This window comes from Arthrobacter celericrescens, assembly GCF_003614925.1.
Classification (GTDB): Bacteria; Actinomycetota; Actinomycetes; order Actinomycetales; family Micrococcaceae; genus Arthrobacter; species Arthrobacter celericrescens.
Genome location: NZ_QYLP01000083.1, coordinates 13,483 through 36,571 on the forward strand (window position 1 = coordinate 13,483; position 23,089 = coordinate 36,571).

Below are 23,089 nucleotides of genomic sequence, written 5' to 3' on the forward strand. Positions count from 1 at the left end.
GGCTTGTCTGGTGATTGACTCCGCCCTTCCCGCGTCTTTTGTTGTAACCCTGTCCTGCCCGGACCGCCCCGGAATCGTGCACGCCGTGGCCGGCGCCCTGCTTGAAGCGGGCTGCAACATCGCCGATTCCCAGCAGTACGGCAGCCCCACCACCGGGAACTTCTTCATGCGGGTGGAGGCCACCACGTCGTCCCCCCAGGAAGGACTGGCGGCGGCCCTGGAACCGGTGGCGGCCGAGTTCGGCATGAAGTGGGAAATCAACCCCGTGGGCCGGAAGCTGCGCACGCTGATCATGGGTTCCAAGGACGCCCACTGCCTCAACGACCTCCTCTTCCAGCAGCGCAGCGGAACCCTGCCCATCGAGGTGCCCGCCATCGTCTCGAACCACCGGGACCTCGAGGGCCTGGCCGAGTTCTACGGGATCCCGTTCCACCACATCCCCGTCACCGCGGACACCAAGCAGCAGGCCGAGGCGCAGCTGCTGGAACTGCTCAAGGAGCACGACGTCGAACTGACCGTACTGGCCCGCTACATGCAGGTGCTGTCCAATGAGCTGTGCACCGAACTCAACGGCAAGGCCATCAACATCCACCACTCCTTCCTGCCGTCCTTCAAGGGCGCCAAGCCCTACCACCAGGCGCACGCCCGCGGCGTGAAGCTGATCGGCGCCACCGCGCATTACGTGACGGCGGACCTGGACGAAGGCCCGATCATCGAACAGGAAGTCATCCGCGTGGACCACGCCCGCACGGCCGCCCAGTTCGTGCAGATGGGACGGGACGTCGAAGGCCGGACCCTCGTGCAGGCCGTGCAGTGGCACGCCGAGCACCGGGTCCTCCTGGACGGCACCCGAACGGTCGTTTTCAACTAGCCCCGCCGCCCAAGTAACTCGCAGTTAAGGCAGCCAGTTGCGGGGTCTACCCTTGAACCATGGAGGGGGATCCACAGCGCGGTGTTAACTACGAAACGGACCTGGCGACTTACTACAACCGCGAGGCCGCAGCCCGGGACGCGAGGCCGCTGACCTCCCGGCGGGTGGCCTGCCGGGAGTGGTTCATCCGGCAGCTCAAGTCCGAGCACCGGCACGCCCTGCTGGAACTCGGCTGCGGCTCCGGCGTCGACGGCCTCGGCTTCGTGCAGGCGGGACTGCACTACGCCGGCGTCGACCTCTCGGAGGAAAGCGTCCGGCTGGCCCGCGCCAAGGGCCTGGACACCTCGGTGGCCAGCGGCCGCTCCCTGCCGTTCGCCGACGCCGCGTTCCCGGCGGCCTGGACGATGAGTACCCTTCTGCATGTGCCCAACAGCGCCATCGACGACGTCGTCAGTGAACTCGTGCGGGTCACCGCACCGGGTGCGCCGATCGCCGTCGGGCTCTGGTCGGGGGACGACGAAGAGGTCCTGAACCCGGAGGACGACATCGAGCCGCGGCGCTTCTTCAGCCGCCGGAGCGATGGCGCTGTGCGGGAGATCTTCGGCCGGCACGGCACGGTGGAGCATTTCGAAACGTGGCCGGAAGGGCAGGGCGCCGAATCCGGGCCGGGCGCCGGGCAGTGGGTGCAGCACTACCAGTTCCTGGTGCTGCGGACTCCCGGCCAACCCAACTAGCTCGCAGTAGTTGTCGTTTTGGGCGCCCATAACGACAACAAATGCGACCCAGTTGGGTGGGCCCGCTCGGCTAGGCTTGCCTGCATGGCTCCCATTTACACCTTCGCCGGGGACACCCCGGAGATCCATGAAACGGCCTTCGTGGCCCCGAGCGCCTCGATCATCGGCAAGGCCAGCCTGGCCGAAGACGCGAGCGCCTTCTACGGCGTCTCGGTGCGCGCAGACACCGCCGCGATCAGCGTGGGCGCGGGCTCGAACCTGCAGGACAATGTGGTGCTGCACGCCGATCCCGGCTTCCCCTGCACCGTGGGCGAGCGGGTCAGTGTGGGCCACTCCGCCGTCGTGCACGGCTGCACTGTGGAGGACGACTGCCTCATCGGCATGAGCGCCACCATCCTGAACGGCGCGGTGATCGGCACCGGCTCACTCGTGGCCGCCGGAGCCGTGGTGCTGGAAGGAACCATCGTCCCGCCCCGTTCCCTGGTGGCTGGTGTCCCGGCGAAGGTCCGCCGGGAGCTCAGCGACGAGGAGTTCGAAGGCGTCAAGCACAACGCCGCCCACTACGTGGAGCTCGCGGCGGCGCACCGGAAAATGCACGCCTAGTGGAGCCGGGTTAGTCCAGGCTCACCGGGCCGTACTCGGCCAGGAGTTCGCCCGGGCCGGGGTTGCCCGGCGCGGACGAACCGCCCAGGTGGTTCACTACGCCCCACACGGCGTTCAGGCCCGTGGTCACGGCACCTTCGGCCCAGCCCGCGGTCCAGGACACGTCGTCGCCGGCCAGGAAGATGCCGCGGTGCGCGTCGTCCAGCGAAGACTGCTCGAAGTGGGTGTAGAGCCGCTGCTGGTAGCGGTAGTGGCCCGGCAGGTTGGCCTTGAAGGCGCCCATGAAGTTGGGATCGGATTCCCAAGACACCGTGATCGGCTGGCCCACAATGTGGCCGCGGATGTCCAGGCCCGGGTAGATCTGCTCCAGCGAGTGGATCATGAGGTCGGCGCGCTGTTCGGCGTCGAGGCTCAGCCACTTCAGGGCGTCGTCGTTCCAGGTGTAGGAGAGCAGGATGACGGCGGGCTGGTCCGGACCGTTGTCCAGCAGGTAGGTGCCGCGGGTGAGCCGGTCGGTGAGGGTCATGGACATGACTTCCTGGCCGGTCTGCGGGTCGCGGTCTTTCCAGAACGGGCGGTCCACCATCACGAAGGTCTTGGAGGACTGCATGTAGTGCGAGCGCTCGATCGCGGTCCACAGCTCGGCCGGGAAGAGCGCTTCCTCGGTCTTGATCCGGGTGGAGAGCAGCCAGGACTGGCAGGTGGTCACCACCGCGGCGTACTCGCTCGTGCGGCCCCAGCGTTCGGTGACGGCGAGCCGGGACGTGGGGACGCCGTCGTCGTCCTTCACGCGGGCGATCCCCGCCACGGCGCCGCGCGGAGAACCGGAGTGCAGGGACGCCAGGGAGGTGCCGTCCGGCCAGTGGGCCATGCCCGACGGCGCGTGGTTCCAGAGTGCCTCCGGCAGCCGCTGCGCTCCCCCGGCGATGCCGCGGTGGTGGTCGTCGGCGTCGGTGTAGACCACGCGGAGGATTTCCAGGATGGAGTTGGGGAAGTCGGTGTCCCAGCCGCCGGTGCCGAAACCCACCTGGCCGAAGGCTTCACGGTGCGCGAAGCCGGCTTCCTTGAAGGCGCGGCTCTTGGCGACGAATCCGGAGAAGGTCTCCTCGTCGAAGTCCTCCAACAGCCCATTCCACAGTTCCTTGATGCGGGCGGTGTCGCGGGCCTTGATGGCCTCCTGCATGTCCTCGAAGCGGGCGTCCTCGCGCAGGGCTGCGCGCCACGCTTCGGCCACCTCGTGGAAGAACTCCGGCAGGTCCGCGGCCGTTTCGGCGTAGAACTTCTCGCCCTTGAGCTCGATCACGGTGCTGGAGGTGGGCGGTGCCAGCGGGTTGGGGAAGTCCTGGGTTTCCAGGCCGAGCTTGTCGATGTAGTGGTACAGGGCCTTGCTGGAGACCGGGAAGCGCATGCCGCCCAGGTCCGCCACCACGCCGGGGGCCGCCGGGAAGGAGGCGGTGCGCAGGCGCCCGCCGATCTGGTCGGCCTCGTAGACCACGGGCTTGAGGCCGAGCTTCATCAGTTCGTACGCGGTGACGAGCCCGGAAACCCCGGCCCCGACGACGGCCACCTCGGTTCCGTACAAAGACTCCGGGACGCTGCCCAGCCCTGCGGGGTGCTGCAGGTAGTGGTCGTAGCTGAAAGGGAAGTCCGGGTTCAGCATGGTGATCGGCGCAGTGCCGTCCTGCTCCGGGGCGGTGGGGATGCCTGCGGGAACGGCTGCGGGCAATTCGGTGGCGGTGGTCATCAGAGTTCTGCCTTCGCGGTTGCGGGGTCGGTGTCCAAATCGGTGGCCCCGGCGGATAGTTCACGGTAGTCCTGCTCGCTGAGGGCGGCTACCTTCGAGTGGCGGCGCCCATAGCCGAAGTAGATGGCGGCCCCCACCAGCATCCACGCACCGAATGTCAGCCACGTGTCGGCGCCGAGGTTGGCCATCAGGTAGGCGCACATCAGGGTGCCGAGGATCGGGGTGGCGGGGTACAGCGGCACGCGGAAGTTGCGCTTGAGGTCCGGGCGGTTGCGGCGCAAGTAGATCACGGCCACGTTCACCAGGGCGAAGGCGAAGAGGGTACCGATGCTGGTGGCGTCCGCGAGCGCGCCCAGCGGCACGAACCCGGCAGTGAGCGCGACGGCGGTCCCCACGATCAGCGTGCCGGCCACCGGGGTGCCGGTGCGGCGGGAGACCCGGCCGAAGATGCCCGGGACCATGCCGTCACGGGACATGGAGAGCAGGATGCGGGTCTGGCCGTAGAGGACGGTAAGTACGATCGAGGCGATGGCCAGGACGGCACCCACGGCGAACACCAGGGCGATCCACGGCTGGTGGGTGGTCTCTTCGAGGATCTGCACCAGGGCGGCTTCCGTGCCGTCGAACCAGCCCCACGGACGGGCACCGACGGCGGCCACTGCCACCAGGACGTAGATGCTGGTGACGATCAGCATGGACAGCATGATGGCGCGGGGAAGGTCCTTTTTGGGATTCCTGGCTTCTTCGCCCGCGGTGGAAGCGGCGTCGAAGCCGATGTAGGAGAAGAACACGGTGGACGCGGCAGCCGAGACGCCGGCGGCGCCCATCGGCAGGAGGGGCTCGAAGTTGCCGGCGTTGAAGGCGGTGAAGGCCACGGCGCAGAAGAAGACCAGGATGCCAACCTTCACGGCAACGATCGCCGTGTTGATCCAGGCGCTTTCACGGGCACCGCGGACCAGCAGCAGCATCGCCAGGACCACGATCACCACCGCGGAGAGGTTCACTGCGCCGCCTTCGGACGGCGCCAGGGCGAAGGCATCAGGAAGGGCCAGGCCGAAGATGTTGAGCGTTTCGTTGACGTACTGGCCCGCGCCCACCGCGACGGCGGCGACCGAAACGGCGTATTCGAGGACGAGGCACCAGCCGCAGATCCAGGCCATCCCTTCGCCCATGGTGGCGTAGGAGTAGGAGTAGCTGGACCCGGCCACCGGGACGAGTCCGGCCATTTCGGCGTAGGACACGGCCGAGAGCAGGGCCGCGAATCCGGCGATCACGAAGGAGATCCAGATCGCGGGTCCGGCCAGCGGCACGGATTCCCCCAGGATCACCAGGATGCCGGTGCCAAGGGTGGCGCCGACGCTGATCATGGTCAGCTGGAAGACGCCGAAGCTGCGGCGCAGCGGGGCGCCGCCTTCGCCGTTGCCGGCCTCTTCGACCATCTGGTTGATCGGTTTGCGGCGCAGCAACTGGGCACCGAGGCCGGGCCGGCCGGCGGGGGCCTTTGTTGCGGGGTTGGCGGACATAGTCACCGTTGACGTCCCTTCGAAGTCGTTGCGCTTTCCTCGGTCAACGGTATCTTGTGAGCCAGCTCTCAAGATGGTGCAAAGTGACCTATAGTCAACGTACATGAGACGTAATGCACCTGAAGACCACCCCGCTGGCGGCGCATCCGCCGGGGCTGCCGGCACAGCGTCCGGCACCCCGTCGCCGACGCCGCCGGGCGGCCCCTTGGGCGCCGTCACGCTGGAGCAGCTCCTCGCGCAGTTGCCCGAGGGCATGCGGATCCTGCACGCCGGCGGCAGGGACGGCGGCAAAAGCGGCGGCGCGGCCGAGCCGCTGCGCTGGGTGGAACCCAGCGAGCTCGAAGACCCCACCCCGTACGTCCCCGAAGGCGAGTTCCTGCTCACCGCCGGGCTGCCCTTCCGGGGCGACGGCGGCACCCCGGAACGCATCGACGCCTACGTCCGGCGCCTGGTGAAGGCGAAAGTGCGCGCCTTGGGATTCGGCGTCCGGCCCTATTTCGACGAGGTGCCCGGGAGCCTGCTTGAGGCCTGCCGCAGCCATGGCCTCACCCTGATCGAAATTCCCGAGTCCGTTCCCTTCGCCGCGATCGGCCTGGAATTTTCGCAGCTGCTGGAATCGGACAACGCCCGCGTGTTCCGCCAGCTCGCGGAGATCAACCGGCAGCTGATGCGGGCGGTCCTCTCCCCCCGGCCCGAACACGAACTCCTGGCCGCCCTGGTGCAGCGGGTGCCGGTGTGGGCGCTGCTGTTCGGCGCCGACGGGCGGGTCCGGGCGCGGGCGCACAGCGCGGGCGGAACAAGCGGCGGCGGAACCGACAAAGCAGGCGGAACGAGCGGCGGAAGCCGCGGCAGCACCGGCGTCGAGCTTTCACTCCTGGAACCGATGCTGGAACGCCTCCTCTCCGGCAGCGGTCCGCGCGTGGAAATGGACGGCTTCGATCAACCCGGCTCGGCGATGGTGTTCGGCCATCCGCTGCGCAGCACCAAGGACGCCAACCTCGGGGCGCTGATCCTCGGCTCCGACGACGCCCTCACCCCCGCGCAGAACAACGTGGTGCAGTCCGTGGTGGGCCTGCTGGAACTGCTGGTCCGGCAGCGCACCAGCGGTTCGCTCGCGCCCAGCCAGCTCGCGACGGCGCTGCTGCTGCACCCGGACAGCCTGGCCTCGGGCGGCACCCGGCACGTCAATGGCCTCAAGGACCTGCTGGCGCAGAGCCTGTCCTCCAGCCGCTCCGCCGCCGTCCGGGTGGTCCAGGGCATCAAGGCCGACTCCCCCGAGTGGCCCTCGGGGGACAGCCCGGTGCGGGAGCTCCTGCAATGGCGGCGGCTGTTCGACACCAAGCTCGTCGAAATCACGGACTACGGCTTCGCTGCGGTCACCCGGCTGAAGGTGGACGATGCGCTGGTGGCAGAGGTCGAGAAGCTGGGTTGGCGCCTGGTGATCGGCGACGCCGCGGAACTCGGCGGCCTGCCCGCCGCATACCAGCGGGCGTCCTCGCTGCGGACGAAGGTCCAGTCCAGCGGGCGCAGCGCCCGGGTGGACGAGGCCAGCTGGAGCGTCACGGGACTGCTCGGCCGGGAGGCCGGCACCATGCTCGCCTCCCGCCTGCTGGAGCCGTTGTTGGCGCTCGACGCCGGGAAGCGGGATCCGCTGCTGGCTGTCCTGCGCGGGTGGCTGGCGGAGAACGGCAGCTGGGACGGCTCCGCGAAGCGCCTGGGACTGCACCGCAACAGCATCCGCCGGCAGATCGGCCAGGTGGGCGAGCTCCTGGGCGTGGACCTCAACGAGGCCCACGTCCGCGCCGAACTCTGGATCGCGCTGCAGTACGTGGACGAAGTGGCGGGCTAGGAGGCGGCCTGCCCCCGGGCGCCGTCCCACCATTCCAGCACGCGTGTGCCATAAAAAGTCAGCCACTTGGAGGCCTCGCCGGCCGGCACGTCGACTTCAAACCACACGTCGCCGGGATGGCGGCGCTCCTGGATCCAGCGCCCGTCCGGACCGCGGGCGTCGCGGACGACGCCGATCGCGTCGGCAAGGCGCGGATCCGGCATCGTGCGGTCAGGTTCAGCGCGGTCAAACAGCGCGGCCGAGCGGAAGTAGTCGGTCGCGTTCAGCACGCTGTAGAACCAGCGGAACGGATACACGAAGCGGCTCGCCCAATGCGCCACCTGCTCCCCCGTCGACTTCCGGTACAGCAGGCGCCGTTCGAGCAGGTATTCCTCGCCTGCGCGGCGGGCCGCCACCAGATCCGCGTCGGCGAGGCCCGCCTGCTCGTAGTACAGCAGGCCCTTCAGGGAGTTGATGGTCGAATGGAAGGACGATCGCGAGGAACCCTCCACCCAGTCGCAGTTCCAGCCGCCGTCGGGCAGCCGGTGCTCCACGAACCAGCGGGCCAGGCCGGACACATCCGCCCCCAGCCACGCCCCGTTGGCCAGGGTGTAGGCGTTGATGCAACAGTCCACCTCGCCGCCCCAGTACGGCAGGTTGTCGTATTCCCAGCGGCTGTTGGCGTCGAGCAACTCGGCAGTGCCGGCCAGGATCCCGGCGTCCAGGCCCCACTCGCGCAGCGCATTGAGCGACCAGGTGGTGGCGGTCCAGGGCTGGCCCTGTTCATCCGTCGCAAACTGGTATCCGGCCGGGAAGTACGCACCGCCCGCCCATTGCCCGTCAGGATCCTGAAGCGCGAGCAGCCGGGCGCCGAAGCCCTCCTTGGCTACCCGGCCGCGGCTCTCCTGCCACGCCTCGGGCGGCGCACCGGCTAGGTCGCGCTCCACCTGCCAGCGCAAGGCAGGGTCCGAATCCAGCAGCCAGTCAAGCAGGGCGGGGTCAACGGCCATGGCCCGGAGGCTACCAGCAGCTCCAGCGGGGGTCCATGGGCGTACAGTTCACGGGCTGGTCAGGGCGCGCCGGTTTCGCCGGTTTCCCACTCGCGGTACAGCTCCGGACGCCGTTCCCTCAGGTACGGCACTTTCTCCCGGGCGGCACGGGCGTCGTCTGCGGACACCTCGGCGAACAGCAGCGCCGGCCCGTCGCCTGAGGAGGCCAGCAGCGCGCCGTCGGGCCCGGCCACCACGCTGCCGCCCGCGAAATCGCAGCCGTCCTCGTGTCCGCTGTGGTTGGCGTAGGCCACGGTGAGCTGGCTCTCCAGCGCCCGGGCCCGCAGCAGCACCTGCGGGACGGCGTCGAATCCGGCAGACAGGGCCGTGGGCACCAGGAGCAGTTCGGCTCCGCGGACGGCGGCCGCGCGCACGGCCTCCGGGAATTCGACGTCGTAGCAGATCAGCAGGGAGGCCTGCAGTCCCTCGAAACCGACGACGGCGGGAGCATCCGACGCCGGACTGAACGCCTTGCGCTCGTCCTCGCCGAAGAGGTGGACCTTGCCGTAGTCAAGGAGGGTGTTGCCGGTCCGGTCCAGGAGGGTGGCGGTGATCCGGTGTCCGCCGTGGCCGTCAGGGGCGGGGAGACTGTAGACGAGGCCGACGCCGTGCCGGCGCGCCGTTCCGGCGAGGCGCTCCCGCAGCTCCGGCAGCATTGCGTAGTCGAACTCCGCGTCGATGCGCAGCGGCGCATAGCCCACGGGAAACAGCTCGGGAGTCAGCAGCAGCGAAGCACCGGCCGCGGCAGCACGGCGGGCCGCATCGTCGATGGCCGCCAGGTTCGCGTCGACGTCCAGGACAGCAGCGTTCGCCTGCAGCACGGCCAGCAGCATCATTACCCCTTCAATGGCTCTCGGTTGTGCTCCCACGATACGCAGCGCCGGGTCCGGAGCGGTAGGACGATTGGACCCGCTTCCACTGCTTTGAGGGCGGAACGCACCACGGACGGACCCTGCCTTCGAGCGCGCCCGGGCCCCGCCTGGAGCTGCACCCGGGCCCCGCCTGGAGCTGCGCCCGGGCCGATTCCTCCCGGTCGCAACCCGTCCGCTTGTGTTAACTTCTTGACTACAAATGTGCCTTTGGTGCACGCTTCTTAGATGCCCGCAACGACGCGCTCGGCAACGAGCCCCCGCAAGAACCCCGGCTCGCAATCCGCCCCCGGGTCACAGTCAGCACTGCGCCATCTCAACCAGCAGCGCCTCATCGAGTGCCTGCTCAGCGGACCGGCCACCCAAGCCGAACTTTCACGGCAGACCGGCCTCTCCACCGCCACGGTGTCCAACATCGTGAAAATCATGCAGGGGGCCGGCCTCGTTTCCACGGAACCGGTGACAAGCTCGGGCCGCCGGGCACTGAGCGTGCGGCTCAACAGCAAGGGCGCGGTCGCCGTCGGGATCGACTTCGGCCGCCGGCACCTGCGGGTGGTCCTCGCTTCCCTGGGCTACCAGGTACTTGCCGAGGAAACCGTTACCCTCCCCCTGGGCCACCATGCGGAGGAAGGCATCGCGGCCGCCGTCGAACTCCTCGAAAAGCTGCTCACGGAAAACGGCGTGGAACGCCGGGCGGTGGTGGGTGCCGGGGCCGGCATCGCCGGGCCGATCGACCGGCGCACCGGGACCGTGGCACAGGGCGCCATCCTGCCCGAATGGGTCGGATTCCACATCCTCGAACGCCTCGAACGCGCCCTGGAAATGCCCGTGTACGTTGACAACGACGCCAATCTCGGCGCCCTGTCCGAGGTCACCTGGGGGCCACACACCGGGGTAGGCGACCTGATGTTCCTGAAGATCGGTTCGGGCATCGGCGCGGGGCTGATCGTCAACGGCGCGCCCTACTACGGGGCCGTGGGAATCACCGGGGAAATCGGCCACGCCACCATCCACGAATACGGCGCCATCTGCCGCTGCGGCAACCGCGGCTGCCTGGAAACGGTCGCCTCCACCAGCACCATGATCGAGCTCCTCGGCAAAAGCACGGGAACGAGCCTGGAGCCGGAGGACCTTGTGCGCAATGCCCTCGCGAAGGACCAGGCAACCCTGCGCGTGATCGACGACGCCGGGCTTGCGGTCGGGCGCGCGCTGGGCAACGTGGCCAACCTGATCGGCCCCGAAGTGATCGTGGTGGGTGGCCCCCTGGCAGGGCTCGGCGAGACCCTCCTGGACCCGATCCGGCGCGGCCTGATCCGCCACGCGGTGCCGGTGGTCGGCGAGACAACCACCCTCACCATGTCCTCCCTGGGCGCCCGGGCGGAGGCCCTCGGGGCTGCCGCGCTGGTGTTCCAGCACGCCGGCATCAGCACCGGCTGACGGCCCGGCGGGGCACACTCTGCGCACTGCCCGCGGCCAGCCCCGGGAGCAGCCGGACCGGCCCGCAGGCCGGTCGCGGAAAAGCAGCAATTGGGCAACGATCGCGAAAGTCTTGCGTTCAACTCTTGACTACAAGACCTGTGATCCAGTTTACTTTTTCATCAGACAGCCCGGAGTTCTTCCGGGAGACAACGACGTCAGGCATTGGAGGCGTAGGGCCTATGACGATCCCCACCACGCAAGAGGAACCCGTAATCCTCGAGATGCGGTCCATCACCAAGGAATTCCCCGGGGTGAAAGCCCTGTCGAACGTGAGCCTCCGGGTCAAGGCAGGCGAAATCCACGCCATCTGTGGCGAAAACGGCGCCGGCAAGTCCACGCTCATGAAGGTCCTCTCGGGCGTCTACCCGTACGGCAGCTACGAGGGCGACATCGTCTACCAGGCCGAGGTGCAGCAGTTCAAGGACATCCGGGCCAGCGAGCACGCGGGCATCGTGATCATCCACCAGGAACTGGCGCTGATCCCGGAACTGTCCATCACGGAGAACATCTTCCTGGGCAACGAGCCCACCAAGTGGGGCGTGATCGACTGGGCCGAGGCCCGGAAGCGCTCCGTTGAGCTGCTCGCCCGGGTGGGCCTGCGCGAAGACCCGGACACCCCCATCAAGGAAATCGGCGTCGGCAAGCAGCAGCTCGTGGAAATCGCCAAGGCCCTGAACAAGTCGGTCAAGCTGCTGATCCTGGATGAGCCCACGGCGGCCCTGAACGAATCGGACTCCCAGCACCTGCTGGACCTGATCCTCGGCCTCAAGGGCAAGGGCATCACGTCGATCATCATTTCCCACAAGCTCAACGAGATCGAACAGATCGCCGACGAGATCACCATCATCCGCGACGGCAAGTCGATCGAGACGCTCAACGTCAAGCGCGACGGCGTGGACGAGGACCGGATCATCAAGGGGATGGTGGGCAGGACACTCGAGTCCCGCTTCCCGGACCACGTGCCGAAGATCGGTGAGGTCTTCTTCGAGGTCAGGAACTGGACTGTCGGCCACCCGCAGATCCAGGACCGGCTGGTCTGCAAAGGCTCAAACTTCTTCGTGCGGCGGGGCGAGATCGTCGGGTTCGCCGGGCTCATGGGTGCCGGCCGCACCGAACTGGTCCGCTCCCTCTTCGGCCACTCCTACGGCCGCTTCATCTCCGGCGAGGTGTACAAGGACGGCAAGCCGGTCCACATGCGCACCGTCCGGGCGGCCATCGACGCCGGACTGGGCTACGTGACCGAAGACCGCAAGACCCTGGGCCTGAACCTCCTGGACGACATCAAGACCACCACGGTTGCGGCGAACCTGCGCAAGATCAGCAACTACTCGGTGGTGGACACCCGCCAGGAATTCCAAGTGGCCGAGGAATACCGGAAATCCCTGCGGACCAAGACCCCGTCGGTGGAGGAAGGCGTGGCGAAGCTCTCCGGCGGCAACCAGCAGAAGGTAGTGCTGGCCAAGTGGATGTTCACCGACCCGGACCTGCTGATCCTGGACGAACCCACCCGCGGCATCGACGTCGGCGCCAAGTACGAGATCTACGGCATCATCCAGCGGCTGGCCAACCAGGGCAAGGGAGTGATCGTCATTTCCTCCGAGCTTCCCGAACTCCTTGGCCTGTCCGACCGCATCTACACCATTTTTGAGGGCGCCATCACAGGTGTCCTGGACAAGGACGAAGCAAGCCAGGAAAGCCTCATGAAACTGATGACTTCCGCCCGCAAGTCCGCCTGACCCATGGCCCAGCCCGCCCCTTTCCTGACACAAGGACCAAAACAATGAACGCGCTCAAGAAGCTATTTGGTGGCAATACCCGCCAGTTCGGCATGATTTTCGCCCTGGTGGCACTTATCGTTTTCTTCCAGATCTTCACCGAGGGCCGCACACTGACCCCGGGCAACGTGATCAACCTGTTCAACGGCAACTCCTACATCCTGATCCTGGCCATCGGCATGGTGCTGGTCATCATCGCCGGCCACATCGATCTTTCGGTCGGTTCGGTGGCGGCGTTCGTCGGCGTTTCCGTAGCCCTTGCCATCCGGGACTGGGGCATCCCCTGGTACCTTGGCGTGCTCTTCGGGCTGGTGCTGGGAGCCGTGATCGGCGCCTGGCAAGGCTTCTGGACGGCGTATGTGGGGATCCCGGCGTTCATCGTGACGCTGGCCGGCATGCTCCTGTTCCGCGGTTTCAACCAGTTCGTGGGCAAGTCCAACACCATTCCGGTGCCCAATGATTTCCAGTACCTCGGCTCCGGCTACCTTCCCGAGGTTGGCCCGAACACGGGCTTCAACAACCTGACCCTGCTCATGGGCATCCTGGCCGCCGCGTTCGTCGTCGTCATGTCCCTGCGTGCCCGCGCCACCAACAAGGCCCTTGGCGCCGACGTCCCCGAACTCTGGGTCGAAGTCACCAAGCTGGTCCTGATCTGCGGTGCCATCCTGTACGCCACGTACCTCTTCGCCACCGGCCGCCCGGGAACCTCGTTCCCCATCCCGGGCCTGATCCTGGCCGTCCTGGTCCTGTTCTACGGCTTCATTGCCGACAAGACGGTCCTGGGCCGCCATGTCTACGCCGTCGGTGGCAACCGCCACGCAGCGGAACTGTCCGGCGTGCAGTCCAAGAAGGTCAACTTCATGGTCATGCTGAACATGTCCGTCCTGGCGGGCCTGGCAGGCATGATCTTCGTCGGCCGCTCCACCGCTTCCGGCCCGTTCGACGGCGTCGGCTGGGAACTGGACGCCATCGCAGCCGTATTCATCGGTGGCGCGGCGGTGACCGGCGGTGTCGGCACCGTCATCGGCTCGATCGTTGGTGGCCTCGTGATGGCCGTCCTGAACAACGGCCTGCAGTTGCTGGGCGTCGGCGCCGACCTCACCCAGATCATCAAGGGCCTGGTGCTCCTCGCAGCCGTCGCCTTCGATGTCTACAACAAGACCCAGGGCAAGCGGTCCATCACGGGCATGCTGCTGAAGAACTTCGGCCGCAACAACAACATCCAGCCCGACGAGACCACCTCCACCAAGGAAGTCATTTCCAAGGAAGCCTGACCGGACCCACAAGTCGCTCCACCCCACCCACACAGAAAGTGAACCAAGATATGCGAATGTTTGGTAAAGCAGGAAAGGCAGCAGCCGTCGCTGCCATCGCGGCACTGGCGCTGACGGCCTGCGGCCGCTCGGACAGCGGCTCCAGCACCAACACAGGCGGCGGGGAAGCGTTCCCCAAGGACTCGCTGATCGGCGTCGCACTTCCGCAGAAGACCAGTGAGAACTGGGTCCTTGCGGAGAAGCTGTTCAACGACGGCCTCAAAGGCGCCGGCTTCAAGGCCGACGTCCAGTTCGCCAACGGCGGCGTCTCCGAGCAGCAGAACCAGATCAGCGCCATGGTCACCAAGGGTGCCAAGGTCATCATCGTGGGAGCCATCGACGGCGCCCAGCTGGGTACGCAGCTCAAGCAGGCCAAGGACTCCGGCGCCACTGTCATCGCCTACGACCGTCTGCTCCTCAACACCGAGAACGTGGACTACTACGTGGCCTACGACAACTTCAAGGTCGGCGAACTCCAGGGCCAGGCCCTGCTGGACGGGCTGAAGGCCAAGAAGCCTTCCGGCCCGTACAACATCGAGCTCTTCGCCGGTTCTCCGGATGACGCCAACGCCAAGGTCTTCTTCGACGGCGCCATGAGCATCCTGAAGCCGAAGATCGACGACGGAACCCTCAAGGTCCTCTCGGGCCAGACCGCCTTCGAGCAGGCAGTCACCCAGGGCTGGAAGGCTGAAAACGCCCAGCGCCGCGCCGACACGCTGCTCACCGGCAGCTACGGCACCGCCTCCCTGGACGGCGTCCTGTCCCCGAACGACACCCTGGCCCGTGCAGTCCTGACCTCGGTCAAGGCAGCCGGCAAGCCGCTCCCCGTGGTGACCGGCCAGGACTCGGAAGTTGAGTCCGTGAAGTCGATCATGGCCGGCGAGCAGTACTCCACCATCAACAAGGACACCCGCAAGCTGGTGGAGCACGCCATCACGATGGCGAAGGAGCTGCAGGCCGGCAAGGAACTGGAGATCAACGACAAGGACTCCTACAAGAACGGCGTCAAGACCGTCCCGGCATACCTGCTACCGCCGCAGATCGTGACCAAGGAGAACGTCAAGACGGCCTACGTGGACGATCCGGTCCTCGGCCCGATCACCAAGTAAGCGTCAACTGACACGGGTGATGCCCGGTCCCCACAGGGGCCGGGCATCGGCCGTTTAAGCCTTCACAGCGCAAACATAGCTTTGTTCTGATTCCCGCACAGGCACTGACGCGAGTGTTGGATCCGAAGCCGGCTGTTCCTGCCGGCACCTGATCCCGAGGAGAACCGTGAGCGTCCTTGCCCGCAGCGTCGGCAACGCCTTCCGCAACAAAATCAGAACGGCAGCCGTGGTGGCGGTACTGGCCGTGGCCATCGGGCTGGCCCTGTCCATGCTCGTCGCCAACCAGGCCGTGGGGGCCAAAGTCCAGGAACTGAACGCCTCCGTGGGCACCACCCTCACGGTCAACCCGGCCGGCGGCCAGGGCTTCGAAGGCGGTGGGGAACCCCTGACTGCCGCCGAAGCCGCCACCGCGGCCGCCGTCCCCAACATCACCTCCGTGGTGGGAACCAAGGCCCTGCGGCTCCGCACTGAAACCACCACGACGGACACCGCCGACGCCGCGGCCGGCGCCGCCCAGCCGGACGCGGGAGGTCCCGGCGGGCAGGCGGCAAGCGTCACCACCAGCCTGACCGCCGCCGTCGACGCCGGAACCCTCGGCAACCGGAACAACACCGGCAGCGGCACGGGCACCGGTACAACAAATGGCACCGAACCGGCGCGCACCTTCACCCTGCCGATCACCGCCACCGGCACCGCCGCGGAGGTGGACAGCTCGGGGAAGGCACTGGACATCACCAGCGGCACCGGCCTGGGTGACTACTCCGCGGCCAGCACCAAGGCCCTGGTGGGGACCACCCTCGCGGAGAAGAACAACCTCAAGGTCGGCTCCACCTTCACCATTGCCGGCAAGACCTACACCGTTGCCGGCATTTTCGACGCCGGCACCACCTTCGGCAACAACGCCGTCTACCTGACCCTGGCCGAGGCGCAGGCCCTCGCCGAAACCCCCGGTGAACTGTCCAGCATGGTGGTCACGGTCAACAGCATGGAGAACGTGGACAGCACCAAGACCGCGCTCCAGGCGGCGCTGGGCGCCAGCAAGGCCGACGTCACCCAGGGCCAGCGCAACCTTGAAACCGCCGTCAGCTCCCTCAACAGCGTCAAAGGCATCTCCCTGGTGGCCTACATCGCGGCGCTGGCTACGGCGGGGCTCATCATCCTGCTCATCATGGTCATGCTGGTCCGCGAGCGCCGCCGCGAGATCGGCGTCCTGAAAGCCATCGGGGCGCGCAACCGCACCATCGGGCTGCAGTTCGTCCTCGAAGCTCTCGTCCTCGTGGCGCTCGGCAGCGTCGTGGGCGCGGCGATCGCCTCGTTCGCCAGCGGCGGCATCGCCTCGGCCCTGGTCAGTTCCAACAGCTCAACCGCTGCCGGCGCAACAGGCCAGCGCGGTCCCGGAGGCGGGCCCGGCGGCCCCTTCGGCGGCGCAACGCAGCTGCTGACTTCCGTCACCGCGAGCGCCTCCCCAGGCGTGATCGCCGCAGGCATCGCCGCCGTGTTCGCGGTGGCCATCATCGGCGCCCTGGTCCCGGCCCTGCTCACGGCCCGCATCCGCCCCATCGAAGTCCTCCGAGGAGAATAGCCATGATTGAAGTCAAGGACCTGGTCCGCCAGTTCAAGTCCGGTGACCGCACCATCAAGCCCGTCAACGGCGTCAGTTTCGAACTCGGGAAAGGCCAGCTCGCGTCCATCGTGGGCAAAAGCGGCAGCGGCAAAAGCACGCTGTTGTCCCTCCTGGGCGCGCTGGACAAACCCACCAGCGGGGACGTCGTCGTCGATGGCGTCAGCCTGGCGGGCCTCCCGGACGGCAAGCTGACCGAGTACCGCCGCCGGGACATCGGTTTCGTGTTCCAGCAGTTCAACCTGATCCCCAACCTCAGCGCCGTGGACAACGTGATGCTGCCGATGGAGTTCGCGGACGTCCGCAAGTCGGCGCGGGCCCAGCGCGCCAAGGAACTGCTGGAGCAGGTGCAGTTGGATCCGGAGAAGCACTCGCGCCGCACCAACCGCCTCTCCGGCGGTGAGCAGCAGCGCGTGGCGATCGCCCGTGCGCTGGCCAACGAACCGAAGCTGATCCTCGCCGACGAGCCCACCGGAAACCTCGACGAGCAGACCGGCGAACACATCATCGAACTGCTGAGCTCGCTCAGCCGCGACCACGACACCACCATCCTGGTGGTCACGCACGACCGCGGACTGGCCCGGAAGGCGGACCGCCGGTTCCGGCTGCACCAGGGCCAGCTGAACGAAGATGTGACCGCCGGGAGGTGACCACGGCCCGTTCTGAGGCAACCGCCGGCACCGGCGGTTGCCTCAGAACCGGATTGCGTCGATCACCTTGATTCGCACCGCCACCAGCGCGGGGATCGCCCCCGCCAGGGCCCCGACGAGCACGGCGGCCCCGAAGCCAAGCATGGCCGCTTCCACCGGGAACGGCGGATACTCGCTGAGGGCCGGTGCCACTTTCTCCTGGATCCACGGATTCTTCACCACGGCGATCGCCACCATGACCCCGGCGATTCCGGCCACGGAGGTCGCCACAAGGGATTCCATCATCACGCCCACGAAGATCCGGCCCGAGGTGGCTCCGAAACTGCGCCGGATGCCGATTTCCCGGACCCGGTACCGGATGGTGACCATCGAGATGTTCAGCATGCCCACCGCCCCCAGGAGCAGCACGAGCCCGGCGATCGCGCCCACCGCGAGCTGCGCGATCGCGATCGGGTCGCCGTAGGCCGCGTAGTCCATGCGGCTGGCGTCGATGTACAGGTCCGGGAACTGCGCCTGCAGGTCCGCCTGCATGGCGGGCATCAGCACCGCGGCCTGCCCGTCCTGCACCCACACCTTGAACTGGCCGTAGCCCTCGGCGATCCCCGCGGTTTGTGCCGCCCCGTTAAGCATGAACGCCGACGGCGGCGCCTGGGGGAAGAGATCGGGTACGACGCCGATGATCACCGCCGTCGTCTCCTGGTCCCCCGCGAGCTTCGCCAGCGGTTTCCGGACGAGGTCCGGCCTGCCGGCTGCGTTGTAGAACGCCTCGGAAACGACGACGGCGGGCGCCAGCCGCTGTTCGTCGTCGGCTGCAAACCAGGAGCCCTGCGTGACGTCCGTGCGGTGGATGAACCCGTAGCCGGGATCCACCAGCGTCATTTGCACATCCTGGACACCGCCCGGGAATTGGAAGCGCGCCTGGGCCTGCGCTGTGTGCGTCCAATAGCTGATCCCGTAGCGTTCCACGATCCCCTGATAGGCCTTCTCGAGCCGCACGGGATCCGGCGTTGTGGGTCCGTTGACGCTCAATGCGACAGTGGCAGTGCGGCCTTGGCTGCGTTCGGCCTGCACCTTATAACCCTCCCGGGCGAGGTCGCCCAACCCCACCACTGAGGCCAGCGCGGCCACGGACAAGGCGACGCCGAAAAGCGCGAGCAGGATGCGCACCTTGTTGATGCGCAGTTCCTGCCACGCCTCCACAAGCGCCCCGACAACGCCGCTCATGCCGGCACCCCTTCCAGCGCCTGGAGGACACCGGCGTCCAGACGGTAACGGGACCGGGCCAAGGCGGCCACGTTGTGGTCGTGGGTGATGGTCACCAAAGCCGCGGCGGACTCGGTGGCGATCGAATCGAGCAGCGCCATCACGGTCTGCCCGGTTTCGACGTCGAGCGCCCCGGTGGGCTCGTCCGCAAGGATCAGCCGGGGGCGCCGCACCAGCGCCCGCGCAATGGCAATCCGCTGCTGCTCGCCGCCGGACATCATGTTTGGTTTGGCGTCCGCGCGGGCTGCAAGTCCCACCCGGTCCAGCATTTCCATCGCCAGCTCGCGCCGCCGCCAGAAATCCCTGCCACTGGCGTACAGCAAGGGGGTCATCACGTTGTCCAGCGCGCTGCGGCCCTGCAGCAGGTTGAACTGCTGGAAAACGAAGCCCACGGTGGAACCGCGCAGCCGGGCGCGTTGGTTGCTGCTGATCTTCTGCACCGGGGTGCCAAGGAAGTCCAGCTCCCCGCTGCTGGGAACATCCAGCAGTCCCAGGAGGTTCAGGAGCGTGGACTTCCCGCAGCCGGAGCGGCCCACGATTGCGGTATGGTCGCCGCTGGCGATCTCGAGGTCCACGCCCCGCAGGATGTGCAGTTCCTGGTCGTCGGGCAGCACCACCGTCCGGGTGACACCGCGCAAGCTCAGCAAAGTCTCCATGCCTAGCCGCCCGCCGGACCGTAGACCATCTGGCCCGGGCCGGGCATAACCGGAGGCGCAGCCGCCCCCGGTACGAACTCCAACACCCGTTCGCCTTCGGCCAGGCCCGAGGTGACCTCGACCCTCGAACCATCGTTGAGGCCCAGCTTCACGCGGCGCTGCTCCGGTTCCCGGACTTCCCGGGCGGAGGCTCCGGGCGCGGCACCCGGCACGGCTCCGGCGGCCGGCGCGACGGCGGCATCGCTTGCCAGCCAAACGATTCCTTCCTTGACGCTGCCCTTCACCGAGCTCAGCGGAACGGTGACCACGTTCTTCGACTCGCCCGCCGTAACGGTCATGGTGGCTCCAAGGCCTGCGAAGACCTCCGTTCCGGAGGGGATGGCGCAGCTGAGGGTTCCGGTGGCCGGGCCGCCGTCCTGCGGTGCTTCGCCGCCCCCGCCCGGGATCGCGACGGCGGCAGGCAGCAATCCTGCCCGGGGAACCGCCAGGCCGGCCGCCCCGGTACCGCCGCCGCTTCCGCTTCCGGCGGATCCGGCGTCGGAAGCGTTGTTCTTCACGACGACAGCGGGGCAGGTGAAGGGTGCCGGGCCGCCGGTAAGGGCGATCTTCGCAGACGCCGGCCTGCCGAGCAGCCGGAACTGCTGGGCCGCGGTGATGGAACCGGAGACGGTGTAGCTGCCCGGGTCCACCTTGCCCACGGTTTCCCCGACGCTCACCTGCTGGTCGATCAGCACGCCAAGTTCGCCTATCTTGCCGCCGACTGGAGCGGGCACGTCCGTGTACACGTAGACCGGCTCGGGGCTCGACGCGGGCCGCTCCCCCGCCCCCGGCCCTGCAACCGGTGCTTGCTCAGCCGCCGCTGCTTCGCGCGGCTGTTCCGACCGCACCTGGATCACCGCTTCGCCCTTGGCTACGGTGGTCCCGGCGTCGCGGTAGATGTGCACCACGGTTCCGGCCGCGGTGCTCCGCACGGCCTGCGCCGGGTCGCTTTGCACCGTCGCCTTGACCTGCACGGTGTTGGTGACCGTGGCACGGGACGCTGCCACCACCGGGGCCTCCATTTGGGCCATCGGTGCGGGACCGGACTGCTGCGGCTCCAGGCCGTCAATGAAGGCTATTTTTACCAAGGCCAACGCTATGACCGCGAAAACCAGCAGCCATGCCACGGGCAAAATGACACGTCGAAAGACACTCATCCCTGCTCCATTCGGTAACTCCCCACAGAAACACTCTGCGAGGGATGATTCCCCCCAGCCTAAACGAACCGGCCGGCAAGTATGTTTAGTCCGAAAGCGGAGTTCCCCGGCCGATCGGAGGAAAGTGTCGGGTACTTGTCGGGTCGTCGGTGTGGCATGGGGCTTCAGCCTGTGGCAGGCTACAGCCCCATGATCGAAGAATTGGTGAAAGAGAACCTTCACGGGAGACTGCGGCAGGACCGCAAGGCGCTGCTCTGGAAACTCGACGGCCTGACAGAATACGACGCCCGGCGACCTTTGACAGCCACCGGGACCAACCTCCTCGGCCTGGTCAAACACGTTGCCAGCGTCGAGGCCAGGTACTTTGGTGAGGTCTTCGACCGCCCTTCCCCGGAAGCGCTGCCCCGGTGGCGGGACTCCGACGGCAGCGATCTGTGGGCAACCGAGCACGAGACCCTCGATCAGATCATCGGGTTCTACCGGCGCACGTGGGAACACTCGGACGCGACGATCAATGAACTTCCCCTCGATGCCCCCGGCCACGTCCCGTGGTGGCCGGAGCCCTACTCGAACACGAACCTGTTCGTCGTCATGGTCCATGTCCTCGGCGAGTCCATCCGGCATGCCGGGCACGCCGATATCCTGCGCGAGGGCCTCGACGGCCGGACCGGGTTGCGCGCCGAACACGAGAAGCAAATCGACGAGGAAGCCCGGGCAGCCTACTGTGCGAAGATCGAGCGCGCCGCCAGGATTCAAGGGTTTACGCGGGGGTGAGAGGATGATCACCATGAGCAAGCACATCGCCAGGCCATGGCTGTTCAGCCAGGAAAACCAGGACCCGAGGGCCGCCACCGGAAAGACCCTGCGCTGGGGGGTCGTCGCCACCGGCGGGATTGCCAGGACCGTCACCGGTGACCTGCTCCAGCTCGAAGACGCCGAGCTTTACGCCGTCAGTTCCCGGCACCAGGAGTCGGCGGATGCGTTCGCCGCGATGCACGGCGCCAGGAAGGCGTACGGGGACGACGGCGGCTTGCACGGCTATCAGCGGCTGCTCGCCGACGACGCGGTGGACGTCGTCTATGTCGCCACCCCGCACGCCCAGCATTTCGAAGTGGCCAAGGCCGCGCTCAAGGCCGGCAAGCACGTGCTCTGCGAAAAGGCCTTCACCATCAACGCCCGCGAGGCCGCCGAACTGGTGGCCCTGGCACGCGAACGCAAGCTCTTCCTCATGGAGGCGGTGTGGAGCCGCTTCCTGCCCAGCATGCAGCGGGCCTTCACGATCGCGGCCTCGGGCGAACTGGGCGAGATCAAGTGGGTCAGCGCGGACCTGGGCTTCCCCGCGCCGTACGACCCCGCGGCACGTATCTGGTCCCCGGCGGACGGCGGCGGCGCGCTGCTGGACCTCACCGTCTATCCGCTCCTCTGGGCGTGGGGCACCCTGGGTGCGCCGCAGACCGTCAGCGCCGTGGGCACCCTGAACAGCGACGGCGTCGACTCCCAGAACGCGCTGACCCTCGGCTACGACAGCGGCGCCATCGCGCAGCTGACCTCCTCGTTGCTGGCGCACGGCCCCCGCTCGGCGTCCGTGGCCGGAACCGGCGGGTTCCTGCAGACCCACGGCTCCATCAACAATCCGCGCGAACTGCACATCCGCACGGGGTGGGATGAGCCGCGGGTGGAGCGTTTCGACGTCGTGGGCGTTGGCTACTGCTACGAGCTGCGCGAGGTGACCCGGTGCATCCAGCAGGGCCTCACCGAGAGCCCGGTGATGCCGTGGGACGATTCGGTGGACACCATGCGCCTGTTCGACGGCGTCCGGTCGCAGCTGGGGATCCGCTACGCCAACGACCAGCCCAGGGGCGTGTGACAGAAGCGTCACATGGGGTTGGAAGATTCCGTACCGGCGCCCTGTTCCCGTCATTTACAGGGCACGCCATGACACTTGGCGTCGATATTTCCGCTTCTTCTGGACCGGCTATTTTCCTGGTCCTACGATGTACGCAACCGTTGAATCTGAGTCAGAGGCTGGGGGCGTCAGATCAAAGCTGCGCAAGCCGCATAGCTGCTTCGGAAACCACGGCTACTAATCCGGCGGGTGGCGTCCCGTCCGGAGATCAGGTGGTGGCTCCGATAGCGGTCCCTGTCAATATCGGAGCCACCATGCTGACGATACGTGCGGTGAGCTTGGCCCGCTAGCGCCTGCCGCTTTTCCGGCCGGACCCACGCGCCCCAATTCCCTGCGCCCCGAATCCCCGTGTCCCGGACATCTTCCGGTCCAGCGAGGCTGCGCCCGAGCCCAGGAAGACAAAGGCCAGGGACACCACAACGTAGAGGATGAGCAGTTCCCCGGCGAGCCCGCCCGTCCCGGCCAGCAGGGGCTTGCCGGATTCGGTGACGAACCAGATGGCTGCGAACATGACCGCTGCCAGCAAACCGGCCAGCCGGGTGAAGAGTCCCAGCAGGAACATCACGCCGAGGCCTGTTTCTCCGAGGATGACCAGCCAGGACAGCATCTCCGCTTTCTGCACTCCCATCCCGGCGATGGACGCCTCGAAGGCTTCCTGCCCGGCCAGGATCTTCAGGACCCCGTGCAGCGCCATGAGGGCGCCGAGGCCGATCCGGAGCAGCGCGGTTCCGTACGACGTGGATGCGGCGGAAGGATTGAGGAAATTCACGCACCCAATCTATGCCGCCCGCACAACTGACTCGCAGTTGTTGTCCCTTCTATAGTTCGTCAAGCCTGGCTGCGGGTGTGGTTTGTCGCGTTGAGGGTTCGATAGATCCGTCGGGCGAGGTAGCGTTTCAC

General features: G+C 67.4%; 20 protein-coding genes. 12 read left to right on the plus strand and 8 right to left on the minus strand.

Translation table 11 applies throughout. The features are described 5' to 3' along the window. Window positions 1-10: 10 nt before the first annotated feature. From purU to D3654_RS14305, 3 genes are all read left to right on the plus strand, one after another. On the plus strand, window positions 11-871 hold the full coding sequence (gene purU / locus D3654_RS14295) for a formyltetrahydrofolate deformylase (RefSeq protein WP_120522153.1): 861 nt from the start codon (window positions 11-13) through the stop codon (window positions 869-871). A gap of 59 nt (window positions 872-930) precedes the next feature. Beyond that, entirely contained in the window at window positions 931-1,605 is a 675-nt protein-coding gene (locus D3654_RS14300) for a class I SAM-dependent methyltransferase (RefSeq protein WP_120522154.1), read from the plus strand. Between the two features lie 84 nt (window positions 1,606-1,689). Then, the gene (locus D3654_RS14305; RefSeq protein ID WP_120522155.1) at window positions 1,690-2,208 is read left to right on the plus strand and encodes a gamma carbonic anhydrase family protein; all 519 of its coding nucleotides are present in this window, start codon (window positions 1,690-1,692) and stop codon (window positions 2,206-2,208) included. A gap of 10 nt (window positions 2,209-2,218) precedes the next feature. Here D3654_RS14305 and D3654_RS14310 read toward each other — a convergent pair whose 3' ends face one another. Together D3654_RS14310 and D3654_RS14315 are read right to left on the minus strand one after the other, a co-directional pair. Further along, window positions 2,219-3,952: a flavin monoamine oxidase family protein gene (locus D3654_RS14310; protein WP_205571816.1), complete on the minus strand. Its 1,734-nt coding sequence runs from the start codon at window positions 3,950-3,952 to the stop codon at window positions 2,219-2,221. Continuing rightward, on the minus strand, window positions 3,952-5,475 hold the full coding sequence (locus D3654_RS14315) for an amino acid permease (protein ID WP_120522156.1): 1,524 nt from the start codon (window positions 5,473-5,475) through the stop codon (window positions 3,952-3,954). Before D3654_RS14315 ends, D3654_RS14310 begins: the two co-directional genes overlap by 1 nt. 103 nt (window positions 5,476-5,578) lie before the next feature. On the opposite strand from D3654_RS14315, the gene D3654_RS14320 reads away from it, so the two are divergent. Then, window positions 5,579-7,324 carry a PucR family transcriptional regulator gene (locus tag D3654_RS14320; RefSeq protein WP_120522157.1) on the plus strand — a complete coding sequence of 582 codons (1,746 nt, stop codon included), beginning with the start codon at window positions 5,579-5,581 and terminating at the stop codon, window positions 7,322-7,324. On the opposite strand, the gene D3654_RS14325 is transcribed toward D3654_RS14320, so the two are convergent. After that, window positions 7,321-8,313 carry a prenyltransferase/squalene oxidase repeat-containing protein gene (locus D3654_RS14325; protein ID WP_120522158.1) on the minus strand — a complete coding sequence of 331 codons (993 nt, stop codon included), beginning with the start codon at window positions 8,311-8,313 and terminating at the stop codon, window positions 7,321-7,323. The two genes, D3654_RS14320 and D3654_RS14325, sit on opposite strands and share 4 nt — an antisense overlap. 59 nt (window positions 8,314-8,372) lie before the next feature. Beyond that, window positions 8,373-9,188 (minus strand): nitrilase-related carbon-nitrogen hydrolase, encoded by an 816-nt coding sequence (locus tag D3654_RS14330; RefSeq protein ID WP_120522159.1) that lies wholly within the window; start codon window positions 9,186-9,188, stop codon window positions 8,373-8,375. Between the two features lie 261 nt (window positions 9,189-9,449). Between D3654_RS14330 and D3654_RS14335 the strand changes: the two genes are divergently transcribed. The 6 genes from D3654_RS14335 (at window position 9,450) to D3654_RS14360 (ending at window position 17,168) form a co-directional block, all read left to right on the plus strand. Next, complete coding sequence (locus tag D3654_RS14335; RefSeq protein WP_120522160.1) at window positions 9,450-10,658, plus strand: ROK family transcriptional regulator; 1,209 nt, start codon at window positions 9,450-9,452, stop codon at window positions 10,656-10,658. A 221-nt stretch (window positions 10,659-10,879) separates the two neighbouring features. Beyond that, the gene (gene mmsA / locus D3654_RS14340; protein ID WP_120522161.1) at window positions 10,880-12,436 is read left to right on the plus strand and encodes a multiple monosaccharide ABC transporter ATP-binding protein; all 1,557 of its coding nucleotides are present in this window, start codon (window positions 10,880-10,882) and stop codon (window positions 12,434-12,436) included. Between the two features lie 44 nt (window positions 12,437-12,480). After that, the gene (mmsB, locus tag D3654_RS14345; protein ID WP_120522162.1) at window positions 12,481-13,749 is read left to right on the plus strand and encodes a multiple monosaccharide ABC transporter permease; all 1,269 of its coding nucleotides are present in this window, start codon (window positions 12,481-12,483) and stop codon (window positions 13,747-13,749) included. Window positions 13,750-13,799: 50 nt separating this feature from the next. After that, on the plus strand, window positions 13,800-14,897 hold the full coding sequence (locus D3654_RS14350; protein ID WP_120522163.1) for a substrate-binding domain-containing protein: 1,098 nt from the start codon (window positions 13,800-13,802) through the stop codon (window positions 14,895-14,897). A gap of 166 nt (window positions 14,898-15,063) precedes the next feature. Further along, window positions 15,064-16,479, plus strand: a complete 1,416-nt coding sequence (locus tag D3654_RS14355) for an ABC transporter permease (RefSeq protein WP_120522164.1) — start codon at window positions 15,064-15,066, stop codon at window positions 16,477-16,479. A 2-nt stretch (window positions 16,480-16,481) separates the two neighbouring features. Next, window positions 16,482-17,168, plus strand: coding sequence for an ABC transporter ATP-binding protein (locus tag D3654_RS14360; protein WP_120522165.1), 687 nt, complete (start codon window positions 16,482-16,484; stop codon window positions 17,166-17,168). A 42-nt stretch (window positions 17,169-17,210) separates the two neighbouring features. On the opposite strand, the gene D3654_RS14365 is transcribed toward D3654_RS14360, so the two are convergent. The 3 genes from D3654_RS14365 to D3654_RS14375 are packed head-to-tail and all read right to left on the minus strand — an operon-like array spanning window position 17,211 to window position 20,283. Continuing rightward, window positions 17,211-18,392, minus strand: a complete 1,182-nt coding sequence (locus D3654_RS14365; RefSeq protein ID WP_120522166.1) for an ABC transporter permease — start codon at window positions 18,390-18,392, stop codon at window positions 17,211-17,213. Next, complete coding sequence (locus tag D3654_RS14370; protein WP_120522167.1) at window positions 18,389-19,087, minus strand: ABC transporter ATP-binding protein; 699 nt, start codon at window positions 19,085-19,087, stop codon at window positions 18,389-18,391. The genes D3654_RS14365 and D3654_RS14370 overlap by 4 nt, the downstream gene beginning before the upstream one ends. 2 nt (window positions 19,088-19,089) lie before the next feature. Continuing rightward, complete coding sequence (locus tag D3654_RS14375; RefSeq protein ID WP_162943748.1) at window positions 19,090-20,283, minus strand: efflux RND transporter periplasmic adaptor subunit; 1,194 nt, start codon at window positions 20,281-20,283, stop codon at window positions 19,090-19,092. Between the two features lie 204 nt (window positions 20,284-20,487). Here D3654_RS14375 and D3654_RS14380 point away from each other — a divergent pair, with 204 nt between their 5' ends. Together D3654_RS14380 and D3654_RS14385 are read left to right on the plus strand one after the other, a co-directional pair. Further along, complete coding sequence (locus D3654_RS14380; protein WP_245413246.1) at window positions 20,488-21,057, plus strand: DinB family protein; 570 nt, start codon at window positions 20,488-20,490, stop codon at window positions 21,055-21,057. Window positions 21,058-21,070: 13 nt separating this feature from the next. After that, entirely contained in the window at window positions 21,071-22,150 is a 1,080-nt protein-coding gene (locus D3654_RS14385) for a Gfo/Idh/MocA family protein (RefSeq protein WP_120522175.1), read from the plus strand. 325 nt (window positions 22,151-22,475) lie between these two features. Here the strand turns inward: D3654_RS14385 and D3654_RS14390 are convergent, their stop codons facing one another. After that, window positions 22,476-22,958 (minus strand): DoxX family protein, encoded by a 483-nt coding sequence (locus tag D3654_RS14390; RefSeq protein WP_120522169.1) that lies wholly within the window; start codon window positions 22,956-22,958, stop codon window positions 22,476-22,478. Window positions 22,959-23,089: the final 131 nt, after the last annotated feature.

Bases quoted from the DNA above. Each gene is read 5' to 3' on its own strand.
- D3654_RS14300 (WP_120522154.1), top strand. From the start codon at position 931: ATGGAGGGGGATCCACAGCGCGGTGTTAACTACGAAACGGACCTGGCG.
- mmsA (WP_120522161.1), top strand. From the start codon at position 10,880: ATGACGATCCCCACCACGCAAGAGGAACCCGTAATCCTCGAGATGCGG.
- mmsB (WP_120522162.1), top strand. From the start codon at position 12,481: ATGAACGCGCTCAAGAAGCTATTTGGTGGCAATACCCGCCAGTTCGGC.
- D3654_RS14310 (WP_205571816.1), bottom strand. From the start codon at position 3,952: ATGACCACCGCCACCGAATTGCCCGCAGCCGTTCCCGCAGGCATCCCC.
- D3654_RS14325 (WP_120522158.1), bottom strand. From the start codon at position 8,313: ATGGCCGTTGACCCCGCCCTGCTTGACTGGCTGCTGGATTCGGACCCT.
- D3654_RS14330 (WP_120522159.1), bottom strand. From the start codon at position 9,188: ATGATGCTGCTGGCCGTGCTGCAGGCGAACGCTGCTGTCCTGGACGTC.
- D3654_RS14350 (WP_120522163.1), top strand. From the start codon at position 13,800: ATGCGAATGTTTGGTAAAGCAGGAAAGGCAGCAGCCGTCGCTGCCATC.
- D3654_RS14370 (WP_120522167.1), bottom strand. From the start codon at position 19,087: ATGGAGACTTTGCTGAGCTTGCGCGGTGTCACCCGGACGGTGGTGCTG.
- D3654_RS14305 (WP_120522155.1), top strand. From the start codon at position 1,690: ATGGCTCCCATTTACACCTTCGCCGGGGACACCCCGGAGATCCATGAA.
- D3654_RS14315 (WP_120522156.1), bottom strand. From the start codon at position 5,475: ATGTCCGCCAACCCCGCAACAAAGGCCCCCGCCGGCCGGCCCGGCCTC.
- D3654_RS14335 (WP_120522160.1), top strand. From the start codon at position 9,450: ATGCCCGCAACGACGCGCTCGGCAACGAGCCCCCGCAAGAACCCCGGC.
- D3654_RS14375 (WP_162943748.1), bottom strand. From the start codon at position 20,283: ATGAGTGTCTTTCGACGTGTCATTTTGCCCGTGGCATGGCTGCTGGTT.
- D3654_RS14320 (WP_120522157.1), top strand. From the start codon at position 5,579: ATGAGACGTAATGCACCTGAAGACCACCCCGCTGGCGGCGCATCCGCC.
- D3654_RS14360 (WP_120522165.1), top strand. From the start codon at position 16,482: ATGATTGAAGTCAAGGACCTGGTCCGCCAGTTCAAGTCCGGTGACCGC.
- D3654_RS14385 (WP_120522175.1), top strand. From the start codon at position 21,071: ATGAGCAAGCACATCGCCAGGCCATGGCTGTTCAGCCAGGAAAACCAG.
- D3654_RS14365 (WP_120522166.1), bottom strand. From the start codon at position 18,392: ATGAGCGGCGTTGTCGGGGCGCTTGTGGAGGCGTGGCAGGAACTGCGC.